Annotated in this window: 22 protein-coding genes and 1 pseudogene; 9 read left to right on the top strand and 14 right to left on the bottom strand. The window is 70.9% G+C overall.

Annotated features, from left to right (window positions below):
- Positions 1 to 74: 74 nt before the first annotated feature.
- The 8 genes from carA to ACIP5O_RS35545 form a co-directional block, all read right to left on the bottom strand.
- A complete protein-coding gene (gene carA, locus ACIP5O_RS35580) occupies positions 75 to 1,250 on the bottom strand; it encodes a glutamine-hydrolyzing carbamoyl-phosphate synthase small subunit (RefSeq protein WP_401301598.1) in 1,176 nt (391 codons plus the stop codon).
- 1 nt (position 1,251) lies between these two features.
- Complete coding sequence (locus ACIP5O_RS35575) at positions 1,252 to 1,584, bottom strand: branched-chain amino acid transporter permease (protein WP_125657503.1); 333 nt, start codon at positions 1,582 to 1,584, stop codon at positions 1,252 to 1,254.
- Positions 1,581 to 2,381, bottom strand: a complete 801-nt coding sequence (locus tag ACIP5O_RS35570; protein WP_401301595.1) for an AzlC family ABC transporter permease — start codon at positions 2,379 to 2,381, stop codon at positions 1,581 to 1,583. The genes ACIP5O_RS35575 and ACIP5O_RS35570 overlap by 4 nt, the downstream gene beginning before the upstream one ends.
- A 92-nt stretch (positions 2,382 to 2,473) precedes the next feature.
- The gene (locus ACIP5O_RS35565) at positions 2,474 to 2,620 is read right to left on the bottom strand and encodes a hypothetical protein (protein ID WP_401301593.1); all 147 of its coding nucleotides are present in this window, start codon (positions 2,618 to 2,620) and stop codon (positions 2,474 to 2,476) included.
- A gap of 51 nt (positions 2,621 to 2,671) precedes the next feature.
- Positions 2,672 to 4,510, bottom strand: coding sequence for a carbamoyltransferase (locus tag ACIP5O_RS35560; RefSeq protein ID WP_401301590.1), 1,839 nt, complete (start codon positions 4,508 to 4,510; stop codon positions 2,672 to 2,674).
- Between the two features lie 94 nt (positions 4,511 to 4,604).
- Positions 4,605 to 6,764: an iron-containing redox enzyme family protein gene (locus ACIP5O_RS35555; RefSeq protein ID WP_401301587.1), complete on the bottom strand. Its 2,160-nt coding sequence runs from the start codon at positions 6,762 to 6,764 to the stop codon at positions 4,605 to 4,607.
- A 167-nt stretch (positions 6,765 to 6,931) separates the two neighbouring features.
- Positions 6,932 to 7,957, bottom strand: coding sequence for an SGNH/GDSL hydrolase family protein (locus tag ACIP5O_RS35550; RefSeq protein WP_401301584.1), 1,026 nt, complete (start codon positions 7,955 to 7,957; stop codon positions 6,932 to 6,934).
- A 155-nt stretch (positions 7,958 to 8,112) separates the two neighbouring features.
- Positions 8,113 to 9,288, bottom strand: a complete 1,176-nt coding sequence (locus ACIP5O_RS35545; protein WP_401301581.1) for a trans-sulfuration enzyme family protein — start codon at positions 9,286 to 9,288, stop codon at positions 8,113 to 8,115.
- A 423-nt stretch (positions 9,289 to 9,711) separates the two neighbouring features.
- On the opposite strand from ACIP5O_RS35545, the gene ACIP5O_RS35540 reads away from it, so the two are divergent.
- On the top strand, positions 9,712 to 10,680 hold the full coding sequence (locus tag ACIP5O_RS35540; RefSeq protein WP_401301578.1) for a PDR/VanB family oxidoreductase: 969 nt from the start codon (positions 9,712 to 9,714) through the stop codon (positions 10,678 to 10,680).
- A 237-nt stretch (positions 10,681 to 10,917) separates the two neighbouring features.
- Here the strand turns inward: ACIP5O_RS35540 and ACIP5O_RS35535 are convergent, their stop codons facing one another.
- Positions 10,918 to 11,082 (bottom strand): hypothetical protein, encoded by a 165-nt coding sequence (locus tag ACIP5O_RS35535; RefSeq protein ID WP_401301575.1) that lies wholly within the window; start codon positions 11,080 to 11,082, stop codon positions 10,918 to 10,920.
- A 174-nt stretch (positions 11,083 to 11,256) separates the two neighbouring features.
- Between ACIP5O_RS35535 and ACIP5O_RS35530 the strand changes: the two genes are divergently transcribed.
- The 3 genes from ACIP5O_RS35530 to ACIP5O_RS35520 all read left to right on the top strand — a co-directional run bounded on the left by ACIP5O_RS35530 (position 11,257) and on the right by ACIP5O_RS35520 (position 12,858).
- Positions 11,257 to 11,526: a hypothetical protein gene (locus tag ACIP5O_RS35530; RefSeq protein WP_401301572.1), complete on the top strand. Its 270-nt coding sequence runs from the start codon at positions 11,257 to 11,259 to the stop codon at positions 11,524 to 11,526.
- Between the two features lie 204 nt (positions 11,527 to 11,730).
- A complete protein-coding gene (locus tag ACIP5O_RS35525) occupies positions 11,731 to 12,225 on the top strand; it encodes a CPCC family cysteine-rich protein (protein WP_401301569.1) in 495 nt (164 codons plus the stop codon).
- A gap of 3 nt (positions 12,226 to 12,228) precedes the next feature.
- On the top strand, positions 12,229 to 12,858 hold the full coding sequence (locus ACIP5O_RS35520; protein ID WP_401301567.1) for a DUF6000 family protein: 630 nt from the start codon (positions 12,229 to 12,231) through the stop codon (positions 12,856 to 12,858).
- A gap of 324 nt (positions 12,859 to 13,182) precedes the next feature.
- On the opposite strand, the gene ACIP5O_RS35515 is transcribed toward ACIP5O_RS35520, so the two are convergent.
- Positions 13,183 to 14,337 carry a hypothetical protein gene (locus ACIP5O_RS35515; protein ID WP_401301564.1) on the bottom strand — a complete coding sequence of 385 codons (1,155 nt, stop codon included), beginning with the start codon at positions 14,335 to 14,337 and terminating at the stop codon, positions 13,183 to 13,185.
- A gap of 496 nt (positions 14,338 to 14,833) precedes the next feature.
- Between ACIP5O_RS35515 and ACIP5O_RS35510 the strand changes: the two genes are divergently transcribed.
- On the top strand, positions 14,834 to 15,100 hold the full coding sequence (locus ACIP5O_RS35510; protein WP_152370712.1) for a hypothetical protein: 267 nt from the start codon (positions 14,834 to 14,836) through the stop codon (positions 15,098 to 15,100).
- Positions 15,097 to 15,489 (top strand): PIN domain-containing protein, encoded by a 393-nt coding sequence (locus ACIP5O_RS35505; RefSeq protein ID WP_393839652.1) that lies wholly within the window; start codon positions 15,097 to 15,099, stop codon positions 15,487 to 15,489. Before ACIP5O_RS35510 ends, ACIP5O_RS35505 begins: the two co-directional genes overlap by 4 nt.
- A gap of 181 nt (positions 15,490 to 15,670) precedes the next feature.
- Here ACIP5O_RS35505 and ACIP5O_RS35500 read toward each other — a convergent pair.
- A pseudogene (locus tag ACIP5O_RS35500) lies at positions 15,671 to 15,864 on the bottom strand (IS5/IS1182 family transposase); the annotation flags it as partial.
- A 296-nt stretch (positions 15,865 to 16,160) separates the two neighbouring features.
- Here ACIP5O_RS35500 and ACIP5O_RS35495 point away from each other — a divergent pair.
- Complete coding sequence (locus ACIP5O_RS35495) at positions 16,161 to 16,823, top strand: DUF5343 domain-containing protein (protein WP_401301561.1); 663 nt, start codon at positions 16,161 to 16,163, stop codon at positions 16,821 to 16,823.
- Positions 16,810 to 17,346: a hypothetical protein gene (locus tag ACIP5O_RS35490; RefSeq protein WP_401301558.1), complete on the top strand. Its 537-nt coding sequence runs from the start codon at positions 16,810 to 16,812 to the stop codon at positions 17,344 to 17,346. The genes ACIP5O_RS35495 and ACIP5O_RS35490 overlap by 14 nt, the downstream gene beginning before the upstream one ends.
- 249 nt (positions 17,347 to 17,595) lie before the next feature.
- Here the strand turns inward: ACIP5O_RS35490 and ychF are convergent, their stop codons facing one another.
- Positions 17,596 to 18,684: a redox-regulated ATPase YchF gene (gene ychF / locus ACIP5O_RS35485; RefSeq protein WP_401301555.1), complete on the bottom strand. Its 1,089-nt coding sequence runs from the start codon at positions 18,682 to 18,684 to the stop codon at positions 17,596 to 17,598.
- 350 nt (positions 18,685 to 19,034) lie between these two features.
- On the opposite strand from ychF, the gene ACIP5O_RS35480 reads away from it, so the two are divergent.
- On the top strand, positions 19,035 to 19,646 hold the full coding sequence (locus ACIP5O_RS35480; protein WP_401301600.1) for a DUF6542 domain-containing protein: 612 nt from the start codon (positions 19,035 to 19,037) through the stop codon (positions 19,644 to 19,646).
- An 89-nt stretch (positions 19,647 to 19,735) separates the two neighbouring features.
- Here ACIP5O_RS35480 and ppgK read toward each other — a convergent pair whose 3' ends face one another.
- Entirely contained in the window at positions 19,736 to 20,479 is a 744-nt protein-coding gene (gene ppgK / locus ACIP5O_RS35475) for a polyphosphate--glucose phosphotransferase (RefSeq protein ID WP_401301552.1), read from the bottom strand.
- A 94-nt stretch (positions 20,480 to 20,573) separates the two neighbouring features.
- Entirely contained in the window at positions 20,574 to 21,617 is a 1,044-nt protein-coding gene (locus tag ACIP5O_RS35470) for a 4-hydroxy-3-methylbut-2-enyl diphosphate reductase (RefSeq protein WP_401301549.1), read from the bottom strand.
- Positions 21,618 to 21,790: the final 173 nt, after the last annotated feature.

The following is a 21,790-nucleotide window of genomic DNA, read 5'->3' as shown; positions in this document are numbered from 1 at the left end:
AGTCGAACTCCGCGGCCTGACCGATCACGATCGGGCCGGAGCCGATGACCAGGACGGACTGGATATCGGTGCGCTTAGGCACGCTCGGCCTCCATCGGGGCGGTCTCCATCGGGGCGGTCCCCATCGGGGCGGTTTCCATCAAAGACGTGAAGCGGTCGAAGAGGTACGCGGCGTCGTGCGGGCCCGCCGCCGCCTCGGGGTGGTACTGCACCGAGAAGGCCGGCCGGTCGAGCAGGCGCAGCCCCTCCACCACCCCGTCGTTCAGGCACACGTGGGTGACCTTCGCCCGGCCGAACGGCGTCTCCACCGGGCCGTCCAGCGGCGCGTCCACGGCGAAGCCGTGGTTGTGCGCGGTGACCTCGACCTTGCCGGTGGTGCGGTCCTGGACCGGCTGGTTGACGCCCCGGTGGCCGTACTTCAGCTTGTACGTGCCGAAGCCGAGCGCCCGGCCGAAGAGCTGGTGTCCGAAGCAGATCCCGAACAGCGGCGTTCCGCGCTCCAGCACGCCCGCGACCACCGTCAGGTCCGCCGTGGCGGGGTCCCCGGGGCCGTTGGACACGAACACCCCGTCCGGCTCCACCGCGTACACCTGCTCCAGCGTGGCGGTGGCGGGCAGGACGTGGACCTCGATGCCGCGCTCGGCCATCCGGTGCGGGGTCATGCCCTTGATGCCGAGGTCGATCGCCGCGACGGTGAACCGCTTCTCCCCGACCGCGGGGACCACGTACGGCTCGGCCGTGGCCACCTCCGCCGACAGGTCCGCGCCCTTCATCGGCGGGGCCTGCCGCACCCGTTCGAGGAGCGCCGCCTCGTCCCCGACCGCCTCGCCCGAGAAGATCCCCACCCGCATCGCGCCGCGCTCGCGCAGGTGGCGGGTGAGGGCGCGGGTGTCGACGCCGGAGATCCCGACGACGCCCTGGCACGCCAGCTCCTCGTCGAGCGAGCGGCGCGCGCGCCAGTTGGAGGAGACGCGGGCGGGGTCGCGGACGACGTAGCCGGAGACCCAGATGCGCCCGGACTCGGGGTCCTCGTCGTTGACGCCGGTGTTGCCGACGTGCGGGGCCGTCATGACCACGACCTGACGGTGGTACGACGGGTCGGTCAGCGTCTCCTGGTAACCGGTCATGCCGGTGTTGAAGACCGCCTCGCCGAAGGTCTCCCCCACGGCCCCGTAGGCGCGCCCGTGGAAACTGCGCCCGTCCTCCAGGACGAGCACCGCGGCCTCGCCGGCTCCGTTTCCCGTTCCCACGTCAGATCACCCCGTTGACGAGGACCATGTACAGCGCGACGCCGCCGCCGATCGACAGCAGGGCGTTGTCCGTCTTCCAGTACATGACCGCCGCCAGGACGAGCGAGACCAGTTTCGGCAGGCCGAACGGGTAGACGGTCACGTCGAGGTCCTTGATGGTGTACGCCACGAGGAGGACCATCACGCCGGTCGGCATCTTCTCGCCGAGGTAGCGCAGGTAGCCGTTCGCGGCCAGCTTGCCCAGGACGACGAACGGGGCCGCCCGGAGGGCCAGGGTCACCAGGGCGATCACGCCGACGACGGCGAACGCGTGCGCGTCGGAGAGGGTGTTCACTTCGCCTGCTCCTTGCTGTCTTCGGCGGGGGCGTCCCCGCCCTTGTCCTTGTCCTTGTCCTTGTCCCTGTCCCTGTCCCTGTCCTTGCGGTACATGGCGCTGATGACGACCACGTAGAGCAGCAGGCTCACGATCAGGAACGACTCCCCGATCACGTACCGGTCCACGAGGTAGCCGACCACCCCGGCGCCCAGGGCGAGCAGGACGAGGGTCGCGCTCCTGCTGGTGCGCACCGCGTTGACCGCGAGGGTCAGGAACATGGCGGTGAGGGCGAACTCGAAGCCCTTGACGCTCTCCGGGATCACCTGGCCGAGCAGGGCGCCGAGCAGCGCGCCGAGGAACCACCAGACGTGGCTGACGACCTGGAGAACCGTGATCTGCCGGCCGGTGAGGTGCATGCCGGGGCCCGCGGAGGTGATGCCGTACGTCTCGTCGGTCAGGGCGAAGACGCCGTACGCCTTCCGGGCCCGTCCGCGCAGCCGGTCGATCGGGAAGGAGAGGCCGTAGAAGATGTGCCGGAAGTTCACGATCAGCGAGGTGAACGCGACCTGGTAGAGCGGCAGTCCGGCCACCATGAAGCCGACGGCGAGGAACTCGATGGATCCCGCGTAGATCAGCAGGGTGGAGAGCGGGGCCCAGTACCAGTTGATGCCGCTCGCGGTCAGCAGCACGCCGAACGCCACTCCCAGCGGGATGTACGCCATGGCGACGGGCACGGTGAGCCGGACGGCCTCCCCGAAGCCCCCTTCGGGCTGCCGGTGGTCCGTCCGTTCTGCGGGGGGCGGCGATGCGCGCATGCTCTCTCTCCTGCGGGTTCGTGTTCGTGGGGCCCGGGCGGCCGGGGGGAGAGGGGTTCGGTGGACCCTCTCCCCCCGGCCGCCGGCGGGGCTCAGACCGCTGACGGGATGGGGGCGGCCCAGTAGGTGGTGGCCTTCGGGTCCGTGCCGCGGGTGAGCGGATCGCGGACCACCCTCGCCAGGAGGCCGACCGGGGTGACGATCAGGTAGTAGACGATGGCCAGTAGTACGGTACGCACGGCTCGTACGCCCTTTCTTTCGCTTTCCGACGGTTCGTTGCGCGGTGGCGGTCAGTCGAGGGGGATCTCGTCCCGCCAGTCGGTCTCCTCCTGCCAGGTCGGCTGGTCCTCCTTGAAGAGCAGGAAGTTGCCGACGGCGAGGCGGTCGATGTTGGTCCGCATGAAGCAGGCGTACGCCTCGGCGGGGCTGGCGACGATCGGCTCGCCGCGCACGTTGAAGGAGGTGTTGACGAGCACGGAGCAGCCGGTCCGCTCCTTGAACTCGGTGAGCAGGCGGTGGTACGGGGCGTTCCGCTCGGCGGTGACGGTCTGCACCCGGGCCGAGTGGTCGACGTGGGTGACGGCCGGGATGGTGGAGCGCTGCACCTTGAGCAGGTCGAGGCCGCCGACCTCGCCGTCGCCGCCTTCCGCCTCGACCCGCTGGGCGGGCGAGACGCCGGTGACCACCAGCATGTACGGGCTCTCCTGGTGGAGTTCGAAGTAGTCCTTGGCGTCCTCGGCGAGCACCGAGGGGGCGAAGGGCCGGAACGACTCCCGGAACTTGATCTTGAGGTTCATGGCGGACTGCATGACCGGGTCGCGCGGGTCGCCGAGGATCGACCGGGCGCCCAGCGCCCGGGGCCCGAACTCCATCCGGCCCTGGAACCAGCCGACGATCTTCCCGTCGGCCAGCTCCGCCGCGGTCCGGCGGGCCAGCTCCTCGGGGGTGAGGCGGGTGTACGGGACGCCCTGGCCGTCCAGGTAGGCGGCGATCTCCTCGTCGTCGAACGCGGGGCCGAGGAGCGAGCCGGTCATGCCGTCCGTGCCGTTGCCGAGGTGGTCGCGCCGGGCGCCGCGGTCCGAGGCGACGGCGAGGGCCGCGCCGAGCGCGCCGCCCGCGTCGCCGGCCGCGGGCTGGACCCACACCTCGTCGAAGATGCCCGCGTTGATGATCTTTCCGTTGGAGACGCAGTTCAGGGCCACTCCGCCGGCCATCACCAGGTGGCGCTCGCCCGTGACCTCGCGGGCGTGCTGCGCGAGGAGGAGGACGACCTCCTCGGTGACCTGCTGGACCGAGGCGGCGAGGTCGAACTCCCGCTCGGTGAGCGGGCCTTCGGGGGCGCGGCGGGGGCCGCCGAAGAGCTGCTCGAAGCCGCGGCCGGTCATCACCTGGCCGCGCAGGTACTCGAAGTACTCCATGTGGAGCCGGAAGGAGCCGTCCGGCTTGACGTCGATCAGCTTCTCGCGGATGAGCTGGGCGTAGCGGGGCTTGCCGTAGGGGGCGAGGCCCATCAGCTTGTACTCGCCCGAGTCGACCTTGAAGCCGCAGAAGTAGGTGAACGCCGAGTACAGCAGGCCGAGGGAGTGCGGGAAGCGGATCTCGGAGACGGCCTTGAGCTCGGTGCCGCGGCCGTGCCACAGGGTGGTGGTGGCCCACTCGCCGACCCCGTCGATGCAGAGCACGGCGGCGGACTCGTAGGGGCTGGGGTAGAACGCCGAGGCGGCGTGCGACTCGTGGTGGCGGCGGACGTGCAGCTCGGGGACCCGGCCCAGGCCCAGGCCGGCCAGTTCGCCGCGGACCACGTCGGCGGTGCGGCGCTTCCACTTCAGCCAGGCGGGGAGGGTGTCGCGGAAGGAGGCGAAGCCGCCCGGCGCGGCGCCGGCGAAGGTGGTGAGGACGCGGCGCCACTTCAGCTCCGGGTCCTCGTAGTAGGCGACGGCGGAGACGTCGTCGAGGGTGACGCCGGCCTCGTCCAGGCAGTAGCGGATGGCACGGGCGGGGAAGGCCGAGTCGTGCCGGACGCGGCTGAACCGCTCCTCCTGGGCGGCGGCCACGGGGACGCCGTCGACGATCAGGGCAGCCGCGCTGTCGTGGTAGTAGGCGGCTATGCCCAGGATCAGATCGGGCATGGGAGTGCTCCTAGGGGTGGGTGCGGGGTGGCTCTACGGGTGGGGCGGTGCTGCGGGCGGGGCGGGGCCCGGACGGATCGGCTCTACGGGCGGGTCAGCGGGGCCTGCCCGCGGAGCGTGCCGCCCGGCGCGCGGCCTGGCGGGCCCGGAAGCCCGTCGGCGGGTTGAGCGAGCGGTACCCGGTGCGCACGCGCGTCCAGGCGGCGTCCAGCGCGCCCGCCCCCTGGGAGACCAGGAGGGACGAGAGGTAGGTGTCGATGGCGTCGGCGGCCCACGCCGAGTGGCCGGTCGCCACGTTGTCCACGGTGTTGTGGATGTCGACGAAGCGGGTGCTGAACCCGTACTTCTTCAGGGCGAGCCGGGCCCGCCGGTAGGTGCCGCCGACGCCGGAGAGCTCCATCGCCAGGTTGAGGCCGAGCACCTCGGGCATGAAGGTCTGCGGGAACCGGCCGATGCTCAGCCAGTACACCGGAAGCTCGAAGGAGGAGTCCCGGAAGCCCTCCCACTCCGCGAACGCGCGGGCGGCGGTGGGCGGCAGGTCGACGCCCATCTCGGTGAGCACCTCGCGGTAGATGAGCGGGTGGTTCAGGTCCGCCTCGCCGTTGCCCAGCTCGTCCCAGTAGGTGTCGAAGAGGGAGTGCCCGATCTCCGACGAGGCGTGCTCGTAGTCGGTGAAGCCCATGATCCAGGCCCCGTCGATCAGGGTCAGCGGGGCGAGTTGCACGGTGGAGTCGACGAGCGCCTCTCGGTCGGGCAGCTCCTGCGCGGTGCCCTGCTCGAACGCCTCGCTGTGCCGGTCGTGCATGTCCACCAGCCAGGGCCGCAGCCCCCGCGGGGTCCACTGCCGGGGCAGCGGCATCTCCGCGTCGTCCATGCCGTGCCGCGACCGGCCGAGCCAGCCGTGCGCGTACTCGTGGGCCCAGGCGCGGACCGCGGGCGTGTCGGTGCGGTTCAGGAGCAGGTGGTAGGCCTCCCGCAGGTCCGCCGGGGGCCGGCCGTCGGACTCGGCCCGCCAGGCGGTGAGCGCGAGCGGACGGGACGGGGCGAGGGCGGCGCCGCCCTCGGGGGTGCCGACGGCGGGCCCCGGCAGGGAGCCGATCCAGCGGCGCACCACGTCCAGGTCCTCGGGCGAGAACACCCGGAACATCTGGCCGTTCTCCCCCACGAGGCCGTTGACCAGCATGCTCCTGCCCGGGTCGCCCGGTCGCACCAGGCGGCTGCGGGACAGCGCCCCCAGCATGGGCCGCGGGTCGGTCTGGCACTCCTTGAGCCAGTCGGCGAGCGGCCGGCCCTCCAGGGGGAACCCGTGGTGGTACACCGCGCCCTCGCGGGCCCGGTCGCGCATCAGCTCGGCCATCTCGAACGCCGGGTCGGCGGCGGCGACCAGCTCGTCGTACAGCCGCCCCGTCCACTCCCGCAGGGCGGCCAGCGCCCAGCGGAAGCCGGTGCCGACCCGTACGCGGGCGTCCTCGCCGTCCCGCTCGGCCACCCGCCGCACGGCGGTCAGGGCCAGCTCGGCGGCGTCGGGGCCCGTGCCGCGCCCGGTGGCGGGGTCGACGGTCTCCCAGCGGGTGACCGTCGGCCGCTCGGCCCGTACGAGCGTGAGGGCCGGCGGCAGGCCCACCGACCGCAGGCACAGGTCGGCGCCGAGGATCTCCGGCAGGAAGTCGTCCGGGCGCCGGCCCATGGCGAGCAGCAGGGCCGGGAGGCGGAAGTGGCCGTCGTCGAGGCGCTGGTCGGCCGCGAGCCGCCCGGCGGGCACGGCGTTCTCGGACACGCCCAGGTGCCGCAGCACCGGCAGGTAGGCGTCGCCGCGCGAGGCGCGCGGATCGCCGACGCCCAGGTCCGCCGCGTACAGCGCTAGGACGCTCAGGACGGCGGGGTCGTCCCCGTTGCCCGGCGAGCTCAGCCACTGCAGCCAGGCGCCGGACATCAGCGCGAGCGGCGCGCAGGCCAGCGCGGTCCGGCGGACGAGGACGGCCCGGGTGCCGGGGTCGAGCGGGGCCGCGAGCTCCTGGAAGCGCAGGGCCTCCGTCGCCGACCAGTCGGCCGCGCGCCGCCGCAGGTCGTCCAGGGTGCCGTCCGGGTCCTGGCCGGCGGTGAGCTCGGCGCGGATCTGGGCGGGCAGGCGGCCCGCGGGCAGGGCCGCCTCGGGGTCCACGACCCTGCCGTAGACGGTCCTGGCGGGTTCGGTGGTGCGGGGCTCCGGGCCGGTGGGGCGGGGCGGTGCCGCGGCCACGGTGGGCGCTGCCACGTCGTTCCTCTCTCTCGGGTGCGGGGGTGTCCTGGCCGGTGGCCGGTCAGAACATCGGGTAGATGGAGGCGTCGTTCTTCGGCTTCGGCCGGCGGCCGAGCAGCTTGTTGACGAGGGTGCGCAGGAAGGTCATGACGGTGTCCTTTGAGGTGGAGGTGACGGGGGGGTCAGCGGAGGCCGAGTTCCCTGGCGAGGAGGCCGGCGACGAGGTCGTGGCCCTCGTCGGTGAAGTGGATGCGGTCGACGAAGAGCCAGTCGTCCTTGCCGATCGCGTCGGCGATGACCGGGTTGCTGTCGAGGTAGCGCACGCCCATCCGCTCGCAGCCGGCCCGGAGCGCCTTGGAGTACGTCTCCCGGGCGTCCATCGACGAGATGTCGCCGTACGCCGCGCCGAAGTTGGAGATCCGGTCGAGCTCCTCGAAGATCAGCTTCTCCTGCGGGGCGGGCTCCTCGCGGACCCAGGTGGCCAGCGGCTGGAGCACGAAGGTCAGCTTCGCGCCCATGCCCTCGGCCAGCAGCCGCCAGCCGTCGAGGTGGCGCAGCGTCAGCTCGGAGCCGATGTCGATCTGCTCCGAGAGCTCCGGGACCCGGGTGTCGACGGGCTCGGGTGCCGGCTGGCGGCGGCCGAACAGTCCGCGTCCGGCGGACGCCTTGCGGTTGCGGGCGCGCAGCTCCTCCATCTGCCCGTGGAAGTCGTTGCAGTTGAAGAACGCGCCGCTGTCGCCGCGCACGGAGGCGGGCAGCCGGCTCAGGCCGAGGTCGTTGAAGCCGGAGAAGAGGACGATCTCGTCGACCTGCGGGAGCAGGTGCCGGTAGAGGGTGAAGAGGAGCAGCTCCTGGGTGGAGTTGTGGCTGCGGCCGGCGAAGTTGAGCCACGGCAGGGAGGGGGCGTGCTCGCTCCACAGCCGCGAGGGCAGGGTGTGCCGGTCGGCGCTGGCGCCGATGCCGAAGGAGGTGGAGCTGCCGGCGAAGAGCCGGACCGGCCCCTCGGGGAGCGGCCCGCCGACCGAGGCGGTCCGCCCGTCCGGGCCGTGGGAGACGCGGAAGCCGAGCCGGTCGGTGTTGACGACGTCGGAGCGGTGGCCGGCGGCGTGGAAGTACATGAGGTACGGCATCCAGCGGATGTCGCCGCGGTCGTCGAACTTCTCGGAGTACTGCAGCATCTGCGGGGTGAGGGTGGCGCGGTGGGACATGTGCGGGGTGCTCCTTCGCGGGTGTGGTGGCGGGTGCGGGGGCGGTCGCCGGACCGGCGTGCTCGGGCCCTGCGGCCGGGACCGGCCCGGTGCCTGTCGGCTCGGCGTGCCGGCGTGCGCGGGCGCCGGGGATCGGGTCCTGTGGCCGGAGGGGTTCAGTCCAGTGCCTGGGCGAAGTCCGCCGTGAGGTCGTCGAGGTGTTCGAGGCCGACGGCGACGCGGACCGTCCCCTCCGTGATGCCGATGGCGCGCAGCCCCTCGGCGTCCATCGAGCGGTGGGAGGTGGCGGAGGGCTGCTGCACGAGGGTCTTGAAGCCGCCGAGGGAGACGGCGCGGTCGGCGACGCGCAGCCGCCGGGTGAACTCGATGGTCTCCTTGCGCCCGCCGTCGACGTCGATGGCGAAGACGCCGCCGTAGCCGTGGGGCAGCAGGCGCCGCGCCAGCTCGTGGCCGGGGTGGTCGGGCAGTCCGGGCCAGTGGACCTTGGCGATCCGGGGGTGGCCGGACAGGAAGGTCGCGAGGCCGTCGGCGTTCTCGTGGTGGCGGCGCATGCGCAGGCCCAGGGTGGCGAGGCCGCGCAGGGTCAGCCAGGCGGCGAAGGGGTCGGCGATCGTGCCGGTCTCCAGCGAGTGCGACCACACCCGGCGGTGCAGCGCGGCGTCGGCGAAGGAGGCGATGCCGCCGAGGACGTCGCCGTGGCCGGAGAGGAACTTGGTGGAGGAGTGCACCACCACGTCGGCGCCGAGGGAGATCGGCCGGCAGCCGATCGGGGAGGCGAAGGTGTTGTCGACGACGCCGGTCAGCCCGGCGGCGCGGCCGGCGGCGAAGAAGGCGGGCAGGTCGGTGACCTGGGCGGTGGGGTTGGAGAGGGTCTCCAGGTACAGGACCTTGGTGGTGGGCCGCAGGGCCTCGGCGACCTCGGCCGCGTCCCGCCCGTCGATGTAGGTGACGTCCACGCCGTAGCGCGCGGAGAGGTCGCGCAGCAGGGCGAACGTCCCGCCGTACAGGTGCTTCTGGACGATGATGTGGTCGCCGCTGCCGAGCAGGGTGTGGAGCACCGTGTGGATGGCGCCCATGCCGCTGGAGGTGGCCAGGCTGGCGGCGGCGCCCTCCAGGGCGGAGACGGCGTCCTCCAGGGCGCGCACGGTCGGGTTGGAGTTGCGGAGGTAGGCGAACGAGGCGGGGCTGTTGATGGCCTCGGCCAGGTCCTCGGGGTTGTCGTAGCCGAAGTTGGCGGTCTGGTAGAGCGGCGTGTTCAGCGGCCGGGCGCCACCCAGATCGGGAATCCCTACATGGATCGCCTGGGTTTCCGGATGCAGCTGTGTCGGCACGGTGTTCCTCTCGGGGTACGGCGCTCGGCGGGCGGTTCCGGGCGACCCGGTGCGGGGCGCTCGGCGGGGCGGCTTCGGGCGGCCCGGTGCGGGGCGCTCGATACGGGGGCTTCGAGCGGCCGGATGTACGGCGCTCGGTACGGGGGCTTCGAGCGGCCCGGCGTACTGCGGCGGAACTCAGCTTCACGCGGTCCGGGGCCGGTGTCACCGCTTCCCGGGTGCCACGAAGATGCATGGCACGGGTGTGCCAGAAAGCCCCCGCCCCCGCACCCCTCCCGCCGGCGAAACCCCTCGTGGGGACGGGTGGTGCGGCAATTTCGTGCGGTGCACTTTCGTGCCGGGGCGGGAGCGTGGCGCGGCCCGGTGCGGCGCCGGAGGATGGGTGCCCGTCGCCCACGAACGCCGAGGAGAGGCAGTACGTCGATGAACACCGCAGAACCGGTGCGCGAGCTGACGGTCGTCCGCGCGGAGCCGGAGGCAGAGGGGGTCCTCGGGATCACGCTGACGGACCCGGGCGGCGGTCCGCTCCCGGAGTGGGAGCCGGGGGCGCACGTCGACGTCGTCCTGCCGTCGGGCCTGGTCCGCTCGTACTCGCTGTGCGGCCGGCCGGAGGACCACGAGGCGTACCGGATCGCGGTGCTGCGCGTCGCGGACGGCCGGGGCGGGTCGGCGGAGCTGCACGCGACGCCGCTGGTGGGCCGGACGCTGACGGTGCGCGGCCCGCGCAACCACTTCCCGCTGGTGCCGGCCCCGCGGTACGCGTTCGTCGTGGGCGGGATCGGCATCACGCCCGTCCTGCCGATGCTCCGCGCGCTGTCCGCACGCCCGGACGCCCCGGCCTGGTCGCTGCTCTACGGCGGGCGTTCCCCGGACACCATGGCCTTCCGGGCGGAGCTGACCGCCCTGCGCGGCGGGGAGGTCACCCTGTGGCCGCAGGACAGCCACGGCCTGCCCGACCTGGACCGGGCGCTGACCGGCCTCCCGGCGGGCACGGCGGTCTACTGCTGCGGCCCCGAGGGCCTGCTGGAGGCGGTACGGAGCCGCACGGACCGCCTGCTGCCGCCGGACTCCCTGCACGTGGAACGCTTCGGTCCCCCGCCCGGGCCCGACCTCCCTCCCGCCGACGGGGGCTTCGAGGTGGAACTGCGCCGCACGGGCACGACCCTGCGGGTAACGCCCGACCGGACCCTCCTCGACGTGGTCCGCGAGGCGGTGCCGGACGTCCCGTCCTCCTGCGAACAGGGCGTCTGCGGCACCTGCGAGACCAAGGTCCTCGCGGGCACCCCGGACCACCACGACATGCTCCTGACGGACGAGGAACGGGAGGCGGGCAGCACGATGATGATCTGCGTGGGCCGCTCCAGGAGCGCCCGGCTGGTGCTGGATCTGTAGGACCGGTGCCGGGGGAGCCGCTTCCGGCGCGGGCGCCCCCGGCGGGAATCCCCTTCCGGCGGGAACGGCGTCGCCGCTTGCGCGAGGCAGGGGGTCGCGGACCGCTTCGCCGACCATTTCGGGGGGCGGACCGCTTCGCCGATCACTTCGGGGGGGGCGGACCGCTTCGCCGACCACTTCGGGGGGGGGCGGACCGCTTCGCCGATCACTTCGGGGGGGGGCGGACCGCTTCGCCGATCACTTCGGCGCCGCCGGGGCCCGCCGCTCCGTCTCGCGGGCCGACGTCACGCCGTACGAGGGCGAGTACCGCTCGACGCGCACCGGCTCCTCGGGCCCGACCCGGGCCGGCGCCCTGATCGGCTCGGTCCGGGTGAGCACGGGCCAGGACGCGGCGCCGACCACGACCGGACTGTCCCGCGACCCCGGAGTGAGCGGGCGGCACTGGGTGCGGTCGAGCCCGCGGCTTTTCCAGGAGCGGGGCGGCCAGGGCCAGGATCGCCTTCCGCGACGGACGCCGCTCGAACGCCCCCGACGTCTCCGTCGCGTACGAGCGGCTGCCCCGGCACCTCTCCCGCGTTGCGCCGGTGGGCGCTCCCCGGCTCGCCGGCCCTCCACGCCCCGACGGCGCTCGCACTGCCGGAGCTCCCCCCGGTGCGCCGCCGGGCTGCTGCTGTGGACTCCGCCGCGCTGGTCACTGCGACGCCGGTCTGCTTCCTGCTCCTGCCCGTCGGCCCCCACGCCCTCGACCGCACGATCAACGTGGTCGACTCGTCCCTCCCGACCGCGATCCCGACACCGACCGGCATCGCCCTGCCGACCACAGCCGCGTGCGCCTTCCCCTCATAGCGGCGACGCTGGTGGCGGCCGCCCGGCCGAGTGCACCACACGTGCGGCACGCCGGCCGCACTGGTCTCCTTTGGAGTGGCCGCCTCGTACTGACTCCGACTGGTGGGCTGAAGCGCGTTGCTGAAGGTCAGGTCCGAGACGGCGACCGGCCAGAGGCCGAGAATTCCATGGCGCACCGACCGCACCTGCCACAAGACTGCGCGGGTGAGCGACCGCTACCCCTGTCCCCGCCCCTGCTGCGGGCACCGCGTACTGAGCACGATGCCCGGCTCGTACGAGATCCGCTCCGTCTGCTTCCGGGAGGGCGACGGGGCCCGGTTCCGCTGGCCGACCATGCCGGGCGGGGCGAACAAGGTCTCCCTGATCGAGGTCCGGCACACCTACCAGGACTTCGACGCCTGCGACGAGCACGGCCGCCGCTACGGCCGCCCGCCGACCGAGGACAAGCCCCTCGCGGCCGAGCCGTTCCTCGCCCAGGTGATCCTCCACTCCCAGTTCCGGCGCGTGGATACCGGCCGCACGTGCGGCATCTCCGGCCCCGCCCCGGCCTGGGAACTCGACTGGACCGCGCCTTGGGGGCACCTGGTCGAGGAGTCCCGCTCCTGGTCCCTCCTGGAAGCCTCCGAAGCCCCCACCGACGACAACGTCTTCGTCGCCCCCACCTGGATCGACCGCGCCGACCTGCACCCGGAGAGGTGACCGATGCCGTCCCAGCACCCCGCCGAAATCGGCTGCGGTCATGTGGTCGAGAGCTACGTGACGAGGATGTACGGGGGCCTCCCGCGCTACCTCGTACTGAACGGCGGGCGGTTCCTGGGCCCCCGGTGGTGGCACACCACACGCTTCACCCGACACCTGATCGCTGACGCCGCCGCGATCACCTACGAGGAACTGGAGGCCCTCCTCGGGTACGAATGGCGCTCGCGCCTCACCGCCGCCTGGCTGATCGGCGTGGATCGCCGCGAACGGTTCCGGACACGCCTCGGCGACCTGCTCCTGGCCGGCGAGGTCTGCTACTCCGGCAGCGCCTACTGCTTCGCCCTGGCCCGCTTCGGCACCCACGCCGACGCCGAGATCCTCACCGCCTACCTCGACCATTACCTCCCCCGCACCGACCTCCACTACGACCAGCCCGCAGCCCTCGGCGCCCTCCTCCGCCTCGACGCCCACCTGGGCACCCGCCACGCAGACCGCTTCACGGAACCCGACGGCCTCTGGGACGAGTGGGTCAAGGGCGTGAGACGCCTCGGCCACCCTGCCTACACCCCCGCCGAGCAGCGCCGCTGGACGGACCTCCACTGCGACTTCGCCCACGGCTGGACCCGGCCGTAGCCGCAGCACCCGCCATCGGCCCGAGCGCGGTAACGGCCGCAGCCGCCGAGCCTGCGGGTCACAACAGACGAGCCCCATCGACGCCGCGAGCTCGGCAGCACAGACCGAAGCCTCCTCGACCATGCGCTCCTCGGCCTGCCGGAGTTCCCACCCCTCGACCACGCCCGGGCAGCCGAAGGCCACCCCACACCGCTCGTCCGGCCGGACCCGCCCGTCGGTCTTCAAGAAGCCCCTCCTGTGGGGATCCAGAAGCGGGTCGCCCGACGAAAGAGAAAACGAGAGGCCGTCCCGCTTCGAGGGCAGGACGACCTCTCGCCGTACGTGTCAGACGTTGAACCGGAACCTGTAATGCAGAGCTCCCACCTGTGGAAACGCGGTTTTTACAGTGGGCATCCCAGCACCGTCCCAGCACGGGCGTCCTATCCCAGAACCACGCAGGCCAGCCAGCCTTGGCACGCCTCCACAGCTCGGTCGCCGGCGCTCGAGCTCGCCTCCTCTGACGGTGGGGACGTCACGTCCGGGGGCACGGGCCGCATGGAGCGCTGCAAGACTTCCCGGCAGCGCTCCCACGTGCCGGGCAGCAGATGCCCGTAGATATCGACCGTCGTCTTGACGGAACGGTGCCCCAGCCAGCGCGACACCTCGTGGATCGGCACACCGTTTGCCAGGGCGGTGGAGGCGAAGAAAGTGCCGCAGGCTACGAGGCGTGTACTTGACCTTGCCGTCCAGGTCCACCAGGTCGGCCAGGAGGCATGCCTTCTTGAACTGGTGGCCGTAGGACGCGATGGACGGCATCACCCCGGTGCCAGGCTGATGCGGAGCGAAGAAGGTCTCGAGTCGAATCCGTTTGCCCTTCCGCCCTGTAAAAGCAACGGGCACCGGCTTCCACCTGCGGAGATGAGTATCGATCTCCTGCTCGACGAACAGGGCGGTGCGGATGTCCCGGCACTCCTTCTCCAGCCGATGCTTCAGGCGGACGAAGGGTGTCCGGCAGTCCTCGCGGTGCGCCTTGGCGCTCACCTGCCATCGGATCCTGACGAAGCCAGACCGCCTGCGCTCGGTGGAGAAGGCCAGGGCCTCGCTCGGTCGCTGCCCTGTGCCGGACTGAAGGTGGACGGCGAGGCGAAACGATGGCGTGACGTGCGCAGCGATCAGCTCCACTTCGGCTGGTGCCGGCACTGCGTCCTCGTCCACTGCCACAGCATCCCTACGGGATATCCGGATGCCTCGGGCAGGGTTCTCCGTAATGCGCTTGTCGACGACGGCCACCTCCATGAGGGCGGCCACCCTGACCATCCGGTCATTGACCGTGGAGACCGCCAACCCCTCACCGGAGACATGCAGATCCTTGGCGAACTCCTCGAAGTCGCGTCGCGCCAGCCCGGCCAGCGTCTTCCGTCCCAGGCACGGCCCGAGATGGTTAAGGATGAACCCTTCGTAGTTGCGGCGCGTGGACTCACCGACGACCTGTCGCTCCAACCGCTCCTGAGCCCAGGCTCGCAGCGCCACAAGCCCTCGCGCAGGATCAAAGCGAGTGCTGGCCTCCTTGTCGTTCTCGGCCTTGTCGGCGAAAGCGTCCGCACCATCCGCACCCACCCGACGGGGAAACGACCTCTCCCGCTGACACCCGCGCCTACCGCCCGGCTCCCGGTACCGCACCACCCACCCGTGCCGACACCGCGGACGATCACAGGAAAAGTTCCGGTCCCGGACGTCCTTCTTGCACCTCTGCAAGACGCTCGCCACCTCAAGCCCCCGTAGCCCTCCGCCCGACCTGTGCACCGCCGCCTCACGGACGGGCAAGGGCTTTACCGCCAAACCCCTCTTTCCGGCGAATGAGGACCCGGCTTTCCACGGTCCTGCGGGCCATCGGATCGGCGAGACCCCCCTCGCTGGATGCACCAACGCCCTCCGCGCTTGTCGGCACGTGATCCGCGCACCAGTATCGAAGGCCATACCGCGCTATGGTTGATGTATGGCTACTAAGAAGGTGACTATCACCCTCGACGAATCCCTGGTCGAAGCCCTGGCCGGAGCCGCCGAGGAAGAAGGCATCCCGCTCTCCCGTCTCGTCGCCGGAGCAGCCGAACGCGAGCTGCGCCTGCGGGCGGGCCGGGCCGTCATCCAGGAGTGGCAGGCAGAACACGGCGCGTTCACTCCGGAAGAGCTCGCCGCCGCCCGCGCGGACCTGGCCGCCGCCGACGCCGAGTACCTCAGCAGCCCGGGAGCCTCGGCCGCGTGAACATCCCCTACCTGTACGACGCCGGCGTGCTCATCGCCATCGACAACGACGACCGACGCATGTGGGCCCGCCACAGCCTGGCCCTCGAAGACGGCCGGGACATCCACGTCCCGTCCGTCGTTGTCAGCCAGGCATGGCGGGATTCCCGCCGCCAGGTCAGACTCGGCAAGTTCCTCGCCGGGTGCCACGTCGTACCCGTCGGCCTCGAAACCGCCAAAGCCGCAGGCATCCTCTGCGGCAAGGCCGGCACGTCCGACATCGTCGACGCCACCGTCGTGACCATGGCAGCCAGCCTCGGCGCCATCATCTGGACCTCGGACCCGAACGACATCCGCACCCTCATCGACGCCCAGGACATCAAACCCGCCCCTGTCATCCGCACCGTCTAGCAACCTATGCCTCAGACCACCAGCCCGCGAGGGGACCCAGAGATGGTCGAAGCGAACAGAGTGCCAGCACATCAAAAGTCAGGATGGCCGCGCGCAGGGACGGCGGCATGGGCGTTGGAGGACCGACGCCATCGGCCCGGCGCCCGCCCCAGCCGACTCACCCCAGTCGCCCACAGGGACTGGCGTGAGCCGTGGACTCGCCGATCCCGGCAGCAATCTTCACCAGGGTGGTGTGTTCGCGCAGGTACACCAGTGCCACCATCGCGCGTTGCGACGGGCGGAGTTTGCACCAGCCCCCTCACAGGTGACGACGAGCATCGTGACCCACTCCACGAGCGCATGCGGTAGGTCGAGTGCGGCAGGATGGATAACCAACGAGGGCCCCGAGTTTGATGATCGAGACGTCAGACATCTCAATTCAACTAGTGGACAACGCTCGCCCTCACCCTGGAGTGGCGATACTGCAAGAGCTCAATGAATCATTCAGTATGCCTGGCTTCCTCTCCTTCGACAGAGAGACTACAGGTAAAATTCGAGAATTTGTTCGACGTTGAGCCTTGAACGAAAAGCGGGCTGGCGCGATCACGTACCACACGAGCTTGCCTTCGACAGGGAAGTGTTCCGTGTTGCCCTAGTGCTTTCCGCCAGTGGCTCCACGTATCATGCGGCGCATGGCAGCTGACAACTCGTTCCCATACACGCCGACCCCCGGGAAGCTGGAAGAATTCCTGGAAAAGCTACAGGGCATGGGCGTGCCGACGAGGATCGACAAGCAGTACCTAAGCTCGGTGGGGTTCGCGTCATCGAACAGTCGTCCGTTCATCCCGCTAATGAAGAAGATCGGACTGCTGGACCGCTCCGGTAAGCCAACCGAGCTCTACACCAAGGGCCTCCGCGGCGGGGAGAGCGGTCGCGCCCTGCTTGCGGCGGGTATCCGCTCCGGGTACGGCAACGTATTCCAGATCTATAGCGACGCACACAACCGGTCCGACACCGAACTGGCAACCTTCTTCAAGAGCCACTCGGATTTGGATGACAAAAAGGTGGGACTCGCGGTCAAGACCTTCAAGGTCGTGTGCAAGTTCGGCAACTTCAACTCAGTCGCCGGTGCGGCAGGCAAGGAAGACGAAGGCGACGAGGGCGATGCCGACGAGCAGGACGAGTCGACGAAGGGGCGCCACCAACGCCAGCAGGGCAGCAACGGGGCCGGCTCGGTGGTCATCAACGTGAACATCGCACTCTCAGTCGATGCGACCAGTGACGCCGCTGTCTACGACGCGTTCTTCGCCGCCATGGCAAAGCACCTCAAGGGTCTGACGGATGGCGGCGCCTAGGACTCCGCGCGAGGTCGCCGACTGGGCGGCCAACGCGCAGGACGAACTACGTAGGCTTCTCGCCGAGCGGGAGACCTCGACGTATCGCGTGATGACGGTAACCGAGTCCTATGACAAGCTGACGAACCTCAACATCAAGCAGGACAAGCTGTTTCGTGAGGCACTTCAGTGCGTGGAGCATGGGCTCTACCGCTCCGCGCACGTCACGTCATTCGCCGCACTGATGGATTTCATCCACGAATGGATCGCGAACGACGCTTCCCGCCTCTCGGCGATCCAGACCAACTACACCACGTGGAACATCAAGCAGGCTTCGGACTTCCGCGACCAGAAGGATCACACCCTCTTTGAAGTCATGAAGAAGCAGGGTTTCATCACCAACGGAATGATGAAGGCGCTACAGGGGCTGCTTGCCAAGCGGAATGAGTGTGCGCATCCGGACGACTATGAGCCGGGCATAAACGACACGCTTGGTTATCTCGACGAAATGATGAAGCGGATTGGGGCGCTACAGAAGAAGTAGGTGAATCTACGCTCTCGACACGGTCGAGCAGCAGGCGGCCCGGCAGGTGAGCTGCCCCAAGTTTCACAGCTTCCACGGAATTGCCCCGAGCCGGGTGGAGCATGAACTCCACCCAACCCGGGACAGTCCGGAGCCTCCATCAGACCCGAAGCGATTCAGTTCCAGCGCGACTGATCACGAGCTTCAGAACCAGACAAAAGGGCTTGCCTTCCCAAGCAAGCCCTTTGAGGAGAATGGCTTAATCTTCAATTAAACGTTGAAGCGGAACTCCACCACGTCCCCGTCCTGCATCACGTACTCCTTGCCCTCCATGCGGGCCTTGCCGGCCGCGCGGGCGTCGGCGACCGAGCCCGTTTCGACGAGGTCGGCGAAGGAGATGACCTCGGCCTTGATGAAGCCCTTCTGGAAGTCGGTGTGGATGACGCCGGCCGCCTCGGGGGCCGTGGCGCCCTTCTTGATCGTCCAGGCGCGGGACTCCTTGGGGCCGGCCGTCAGGTAGGTCTGGAGGCCGAGGGTGTCGAAGCCGACGCGGGCGAGGGTGGCGAGGCCGGGCTCCTCGGCGCCGACGGACTGGAGGAGCTCCATGGCGTCCTCCTCGTCGAGCTCCGCGAGGTCCTGCTCCAGCTTGGCGTTCAGGAAGATCGCCTCCGCCGGGGCGACCAGGGCGCTCTGCTCGGCCTTGAAGGCGTCGTCGGTCAGCTCGTCCTCGTCCACGTTGAACACGTAGAGGAACGGCTTCGTGGTGAGCAGGTGCAGGTCGTGGAGGAGCTCCGCCTTCTCCGAGCCCTGGACGACGCCCTGCGAGAAGAGGGTGTCGCCCTTCTCCAGGATCGCCTGCGCCGCCTCGACCGCGGCGACCTTCGGCGCCACGTCCTTCTTGATCCGGGACTCCTTCTGGAGGCGCGGCAGCACCTTCTCGATCGTCTGGAGGTCCGCGAGGATCAGCTCCGTGTTGATCGTCTCGATGTCGTCCTTCGGCGAGACCTTGCCGTCGACGTGCACGACGTTCTCGTCCTTGAAGGCGCGGATGACCTGGCAGATCGCGTCCGACTCGCGGATGTTCGCCAGGAACTTGTTGCCCAGGCCCTCGCCCTCGCTCGCGCCGCGCACGATGCCCGCGATGTCGACGAAGTCGACCGTCGCCGGGAGGACGCGCTGCGAGTTGAAGATCTCCGCCAGCTTGGTCAGGCGGGCGTCGGGGACGCCGACGACGCCGACGTTGGGCTCGATCGTGGCGAACGGGTAGTTGGCCGCCAGCACGTCGTTCTTGGTCAGGGCGTTGAACAGGGTCGACTTGCCGACATTCGGCAGACCGACGATTCCGATCGTGAGCGACACGGTGGCGACTTCCTGAAGTGTGGATGGTGGGCCGATCCCCCAGTTTACGGGCGGGCCGAACCGGCCAGTGACGCCGACCTTCGGTCGATCTCGGGGGCAAGGTCACCCAAAGGGCGTGTCCCGGACCCGGTTCCCGCCCCCTCCCGACCTACGTTGGTCGGGTGGAGCAGCACAGGACAAGTCAGCCCCAGGGGCGTCGGCGGCCGAAGTCGTCCGGTTCACCGGCCGCCGCCCCGCCCCCCGCCGCGCCCGCCGCGCCCTCCGGCCCGCCCGTGGAGGGCGCCGCCGTGTACCGCGTGACCGGCAGGACCGGGCGTACCCCCGGCGGCGGCGCCCGCGTCGAGCGGGCCGTGACCGCCGGCGCCCCCGGCCGTGGACAGAGGGCCGGGACCGGGCGCGCTCAAGGGGCCTCCCCCGGCCGCGCCCCGGCCTCCGCTCCCGCCCGGCGGCCCGGCGGCCGGCCCGTGCCCCCCGTCGTCCTCGCCCTGCGGCGGCTGCCCTCGCCCCGTCTCACCGGGCTCGGCGCCGGGCTCTTCGCCTCCGCCGTCATGCTGGCGATCGGCTTCCTCGACCTGCTGCTCCTCGACGGCTCCCCCGTCGTCTACGGGCTGCTGTTCCTGCCGGTCAGCGCCCTGACCGCGCTCTGGGTCCGTACCGCCGACCTGGTCACCGCCCCCATCGGCGTCCCCATCGCCTTCGCCGTCGGCGTCGTCCCCGTCGCGGGCGGCACCGGCGGCCTCGGCGGCCAGGCCATGGCCGTCGTGACCGCCCTCGCCGTGCACGCCGGGTGGCTGTACGGCGGCACCCTGGTCGCCGGTCTCATCGCCGGCATCCGGAAGGTACGGGAGATGGGGCGGCGGCAGCAGCGCACCCGGGCCGCCACCGGGACCACCGGGACCACCAGAACCACCGGGTCCGCCACCCCGGTCACCAAGAGCGCCAAGGCCGCCAAGGCCCGATGAGCCAAAGGCTCGGTGAGCCAGAGGCCTGATGAGCCAAAGCCCCGATGAGCCAGAGGCCCGGTGAGCCACCGGGCCCCGGGGTCCCTTCCCTACTGCGCTCCCGCCGCCATCCCCGCCCCCACGATCCCCGCGTTGTTCTGGAGCTCCGCCGGGACGATCTCCGCCCGGATCCCCTCGATCAGCGGCAGGAACCTGTCCGCCTTGCGGCTGACGCCGCCGCCGATGATGAAGAGCTCCGGCGAGAACAGCATCTCCACGTGCGCGAGGTACTTCTGCACCCGCCGGGTCGCCCAGTGCTCCCAGCTGAGGTCCTCGTCCTCCTTGGCCTTCGTCGAGGCCCGCTTCTCCGCGTCGTGGCCCTTGAGCTCCAGATGGCCCAGCTCCGTGTTCGGGACGAGCCGGCCGTCGACGAACAGGGCCGAACCGATGCCCGTGCCGAGGGTCAGCATGATCACCGTGCCCTTGCGGCCCCGGCCCGCGCCGAAGGTCATCTCCGCGATCCCGGCCGCGTCCGCGTCGTTCAGGACGGTCACGGGGAGGCCCCCGATCCGCTCGCCGATGAGCGCGCCCGCGTCGACGTCGATCCAGGACTTGTCCACGTTGGCGGCCGTACGGATCGTGGAGCCCGTCACCACGCCCGGGAAGGTCACCCCCACCGGGCCCGTCCAGCCGAAGTGCGCCACGACCTCCGCGACGCAGCCCGCCACACCGTCGGGTGTGGCGGGCTGCGGGGTCAGTACCTTGTGGCGCTCCTCGGTGAGCGTGCCGCGCTCCAGGTCCACGGGAGCACCCTTGATGCCCGAGCCGCCGATGTCCACTCCGAAGACGTTCATGGACCCACCGTAAAGGCTGGGGCGCCCCGTTACTGCTCGACCGGGTCGATCCCCGGTCGGAGCGGCCCGGTCGCCCGCCGGCCGGGCCGCCGGGTCACTCCCCGGCCGGCTCGCCCGCGCCGAGCCTCTCGGCCACGGCCCGCAGGTCCTTGTCGCGGAGCTCCTTGGGGAGCGAGAAGGTCAGGGACTCGTCGGCCGTCTTGACGATCTCGACGTCCGCGTACCCCCGCTCGGCCAGCCACTCCAGGACCTCCTGCACCAGGACGTCCGGGACGGAGGCGCCGGAGGAGAGGCCGACGCTGGTCACGCCCTCCAGCCAGGCCTCGTCGATCTCGCTCGCGAAGTCCACGAGGTGGGCGGCGGGCACGCCGGCCTGCTTGGCGACCTCGACCATGCGGATCGAGTTGGAGGAGTTCTTCGAGCCGACGACGATCACGAGCTCGGCCTGGCCGGCCAGCTCCTTGATCGCGGTCTGGCGGTTCTGCGTGGCGTAGCAGATGTCGTCCGACGGCGGGGAGATGAGCTGCGGGAACTTCTCCTTCAGCGCGTCGACCGTCTCCATCGTCTCGTCCACCGACAGCGTGGTCTGGGAGAGCCAGACGACCCGGGAGGGGTCGCGCACCTCGATCTTGGCGACGTCCTCGGGGCCGTCGACGAGCTGGATGTGGTCCGGGGCCTCGCCGGAGGTGCCGATGACCTCCTCGTGGCCCTCGTGGCCGATGAGGAGGATGTCGAAGTCCTCCTTGGCGAACCGGACGGCCTCCTTGTGGACCTTGGTGACCAGCGGGCAGGTGGCGTCGATGGTCGCGAGCCGGCCCTGCCGGGCCTCCTCGTGGACGGTCGGGGCGACGCCGTGCGCGGAGAACATCACGATGTTGCCCGGCGGCACCTCGGTCGCCTGGTCGACGAAGATCGCGCCCTTCCGCTCCAGGGTCTGGACGACGTACTTGTTGTGGACGATCTCGTGCCGGACGTAGATCGGGGCCCCGTACTGCTCCAGGGCCTTCTCCACCGCGATCACGGCACGGTCCACGCCCGCGCAGTAGCCGCGGGGAGCGGCGAGCAGGACACGCTTCGGGCGGTTCGTCGCGGGGGCGTGATCGGGCGTCGACGCGGGCGTTGCAGTCATGCGTCCCATCGTAAGGCCGCCTCCCCGTGCGTCCGCGTCACCGTGTCCCAGGGGGAACGCCGCGCCACCGTACGCCCGCGCCGCCGTGTCCCAGGGGGAACGCCGCGCCACCGTACGCCCGCGCCGCCACGCCCCACCGGGGAACGCCGCACCTCCGTACGCCCGCGCCGCCGGGCCGCCGC

The sequence above is a fragment of the Streptomyces sp. NPDC088915 genome, assembly GCF_044749825.1.
Lineage (GTDB): Bacteria > Actinomycetota > Actinomycetes > Streptomycetales > Streptomycetaceae > Streptomyces.
This window is presented reverse-complemented; position numbering and strand designations above follow the sequence as displayed.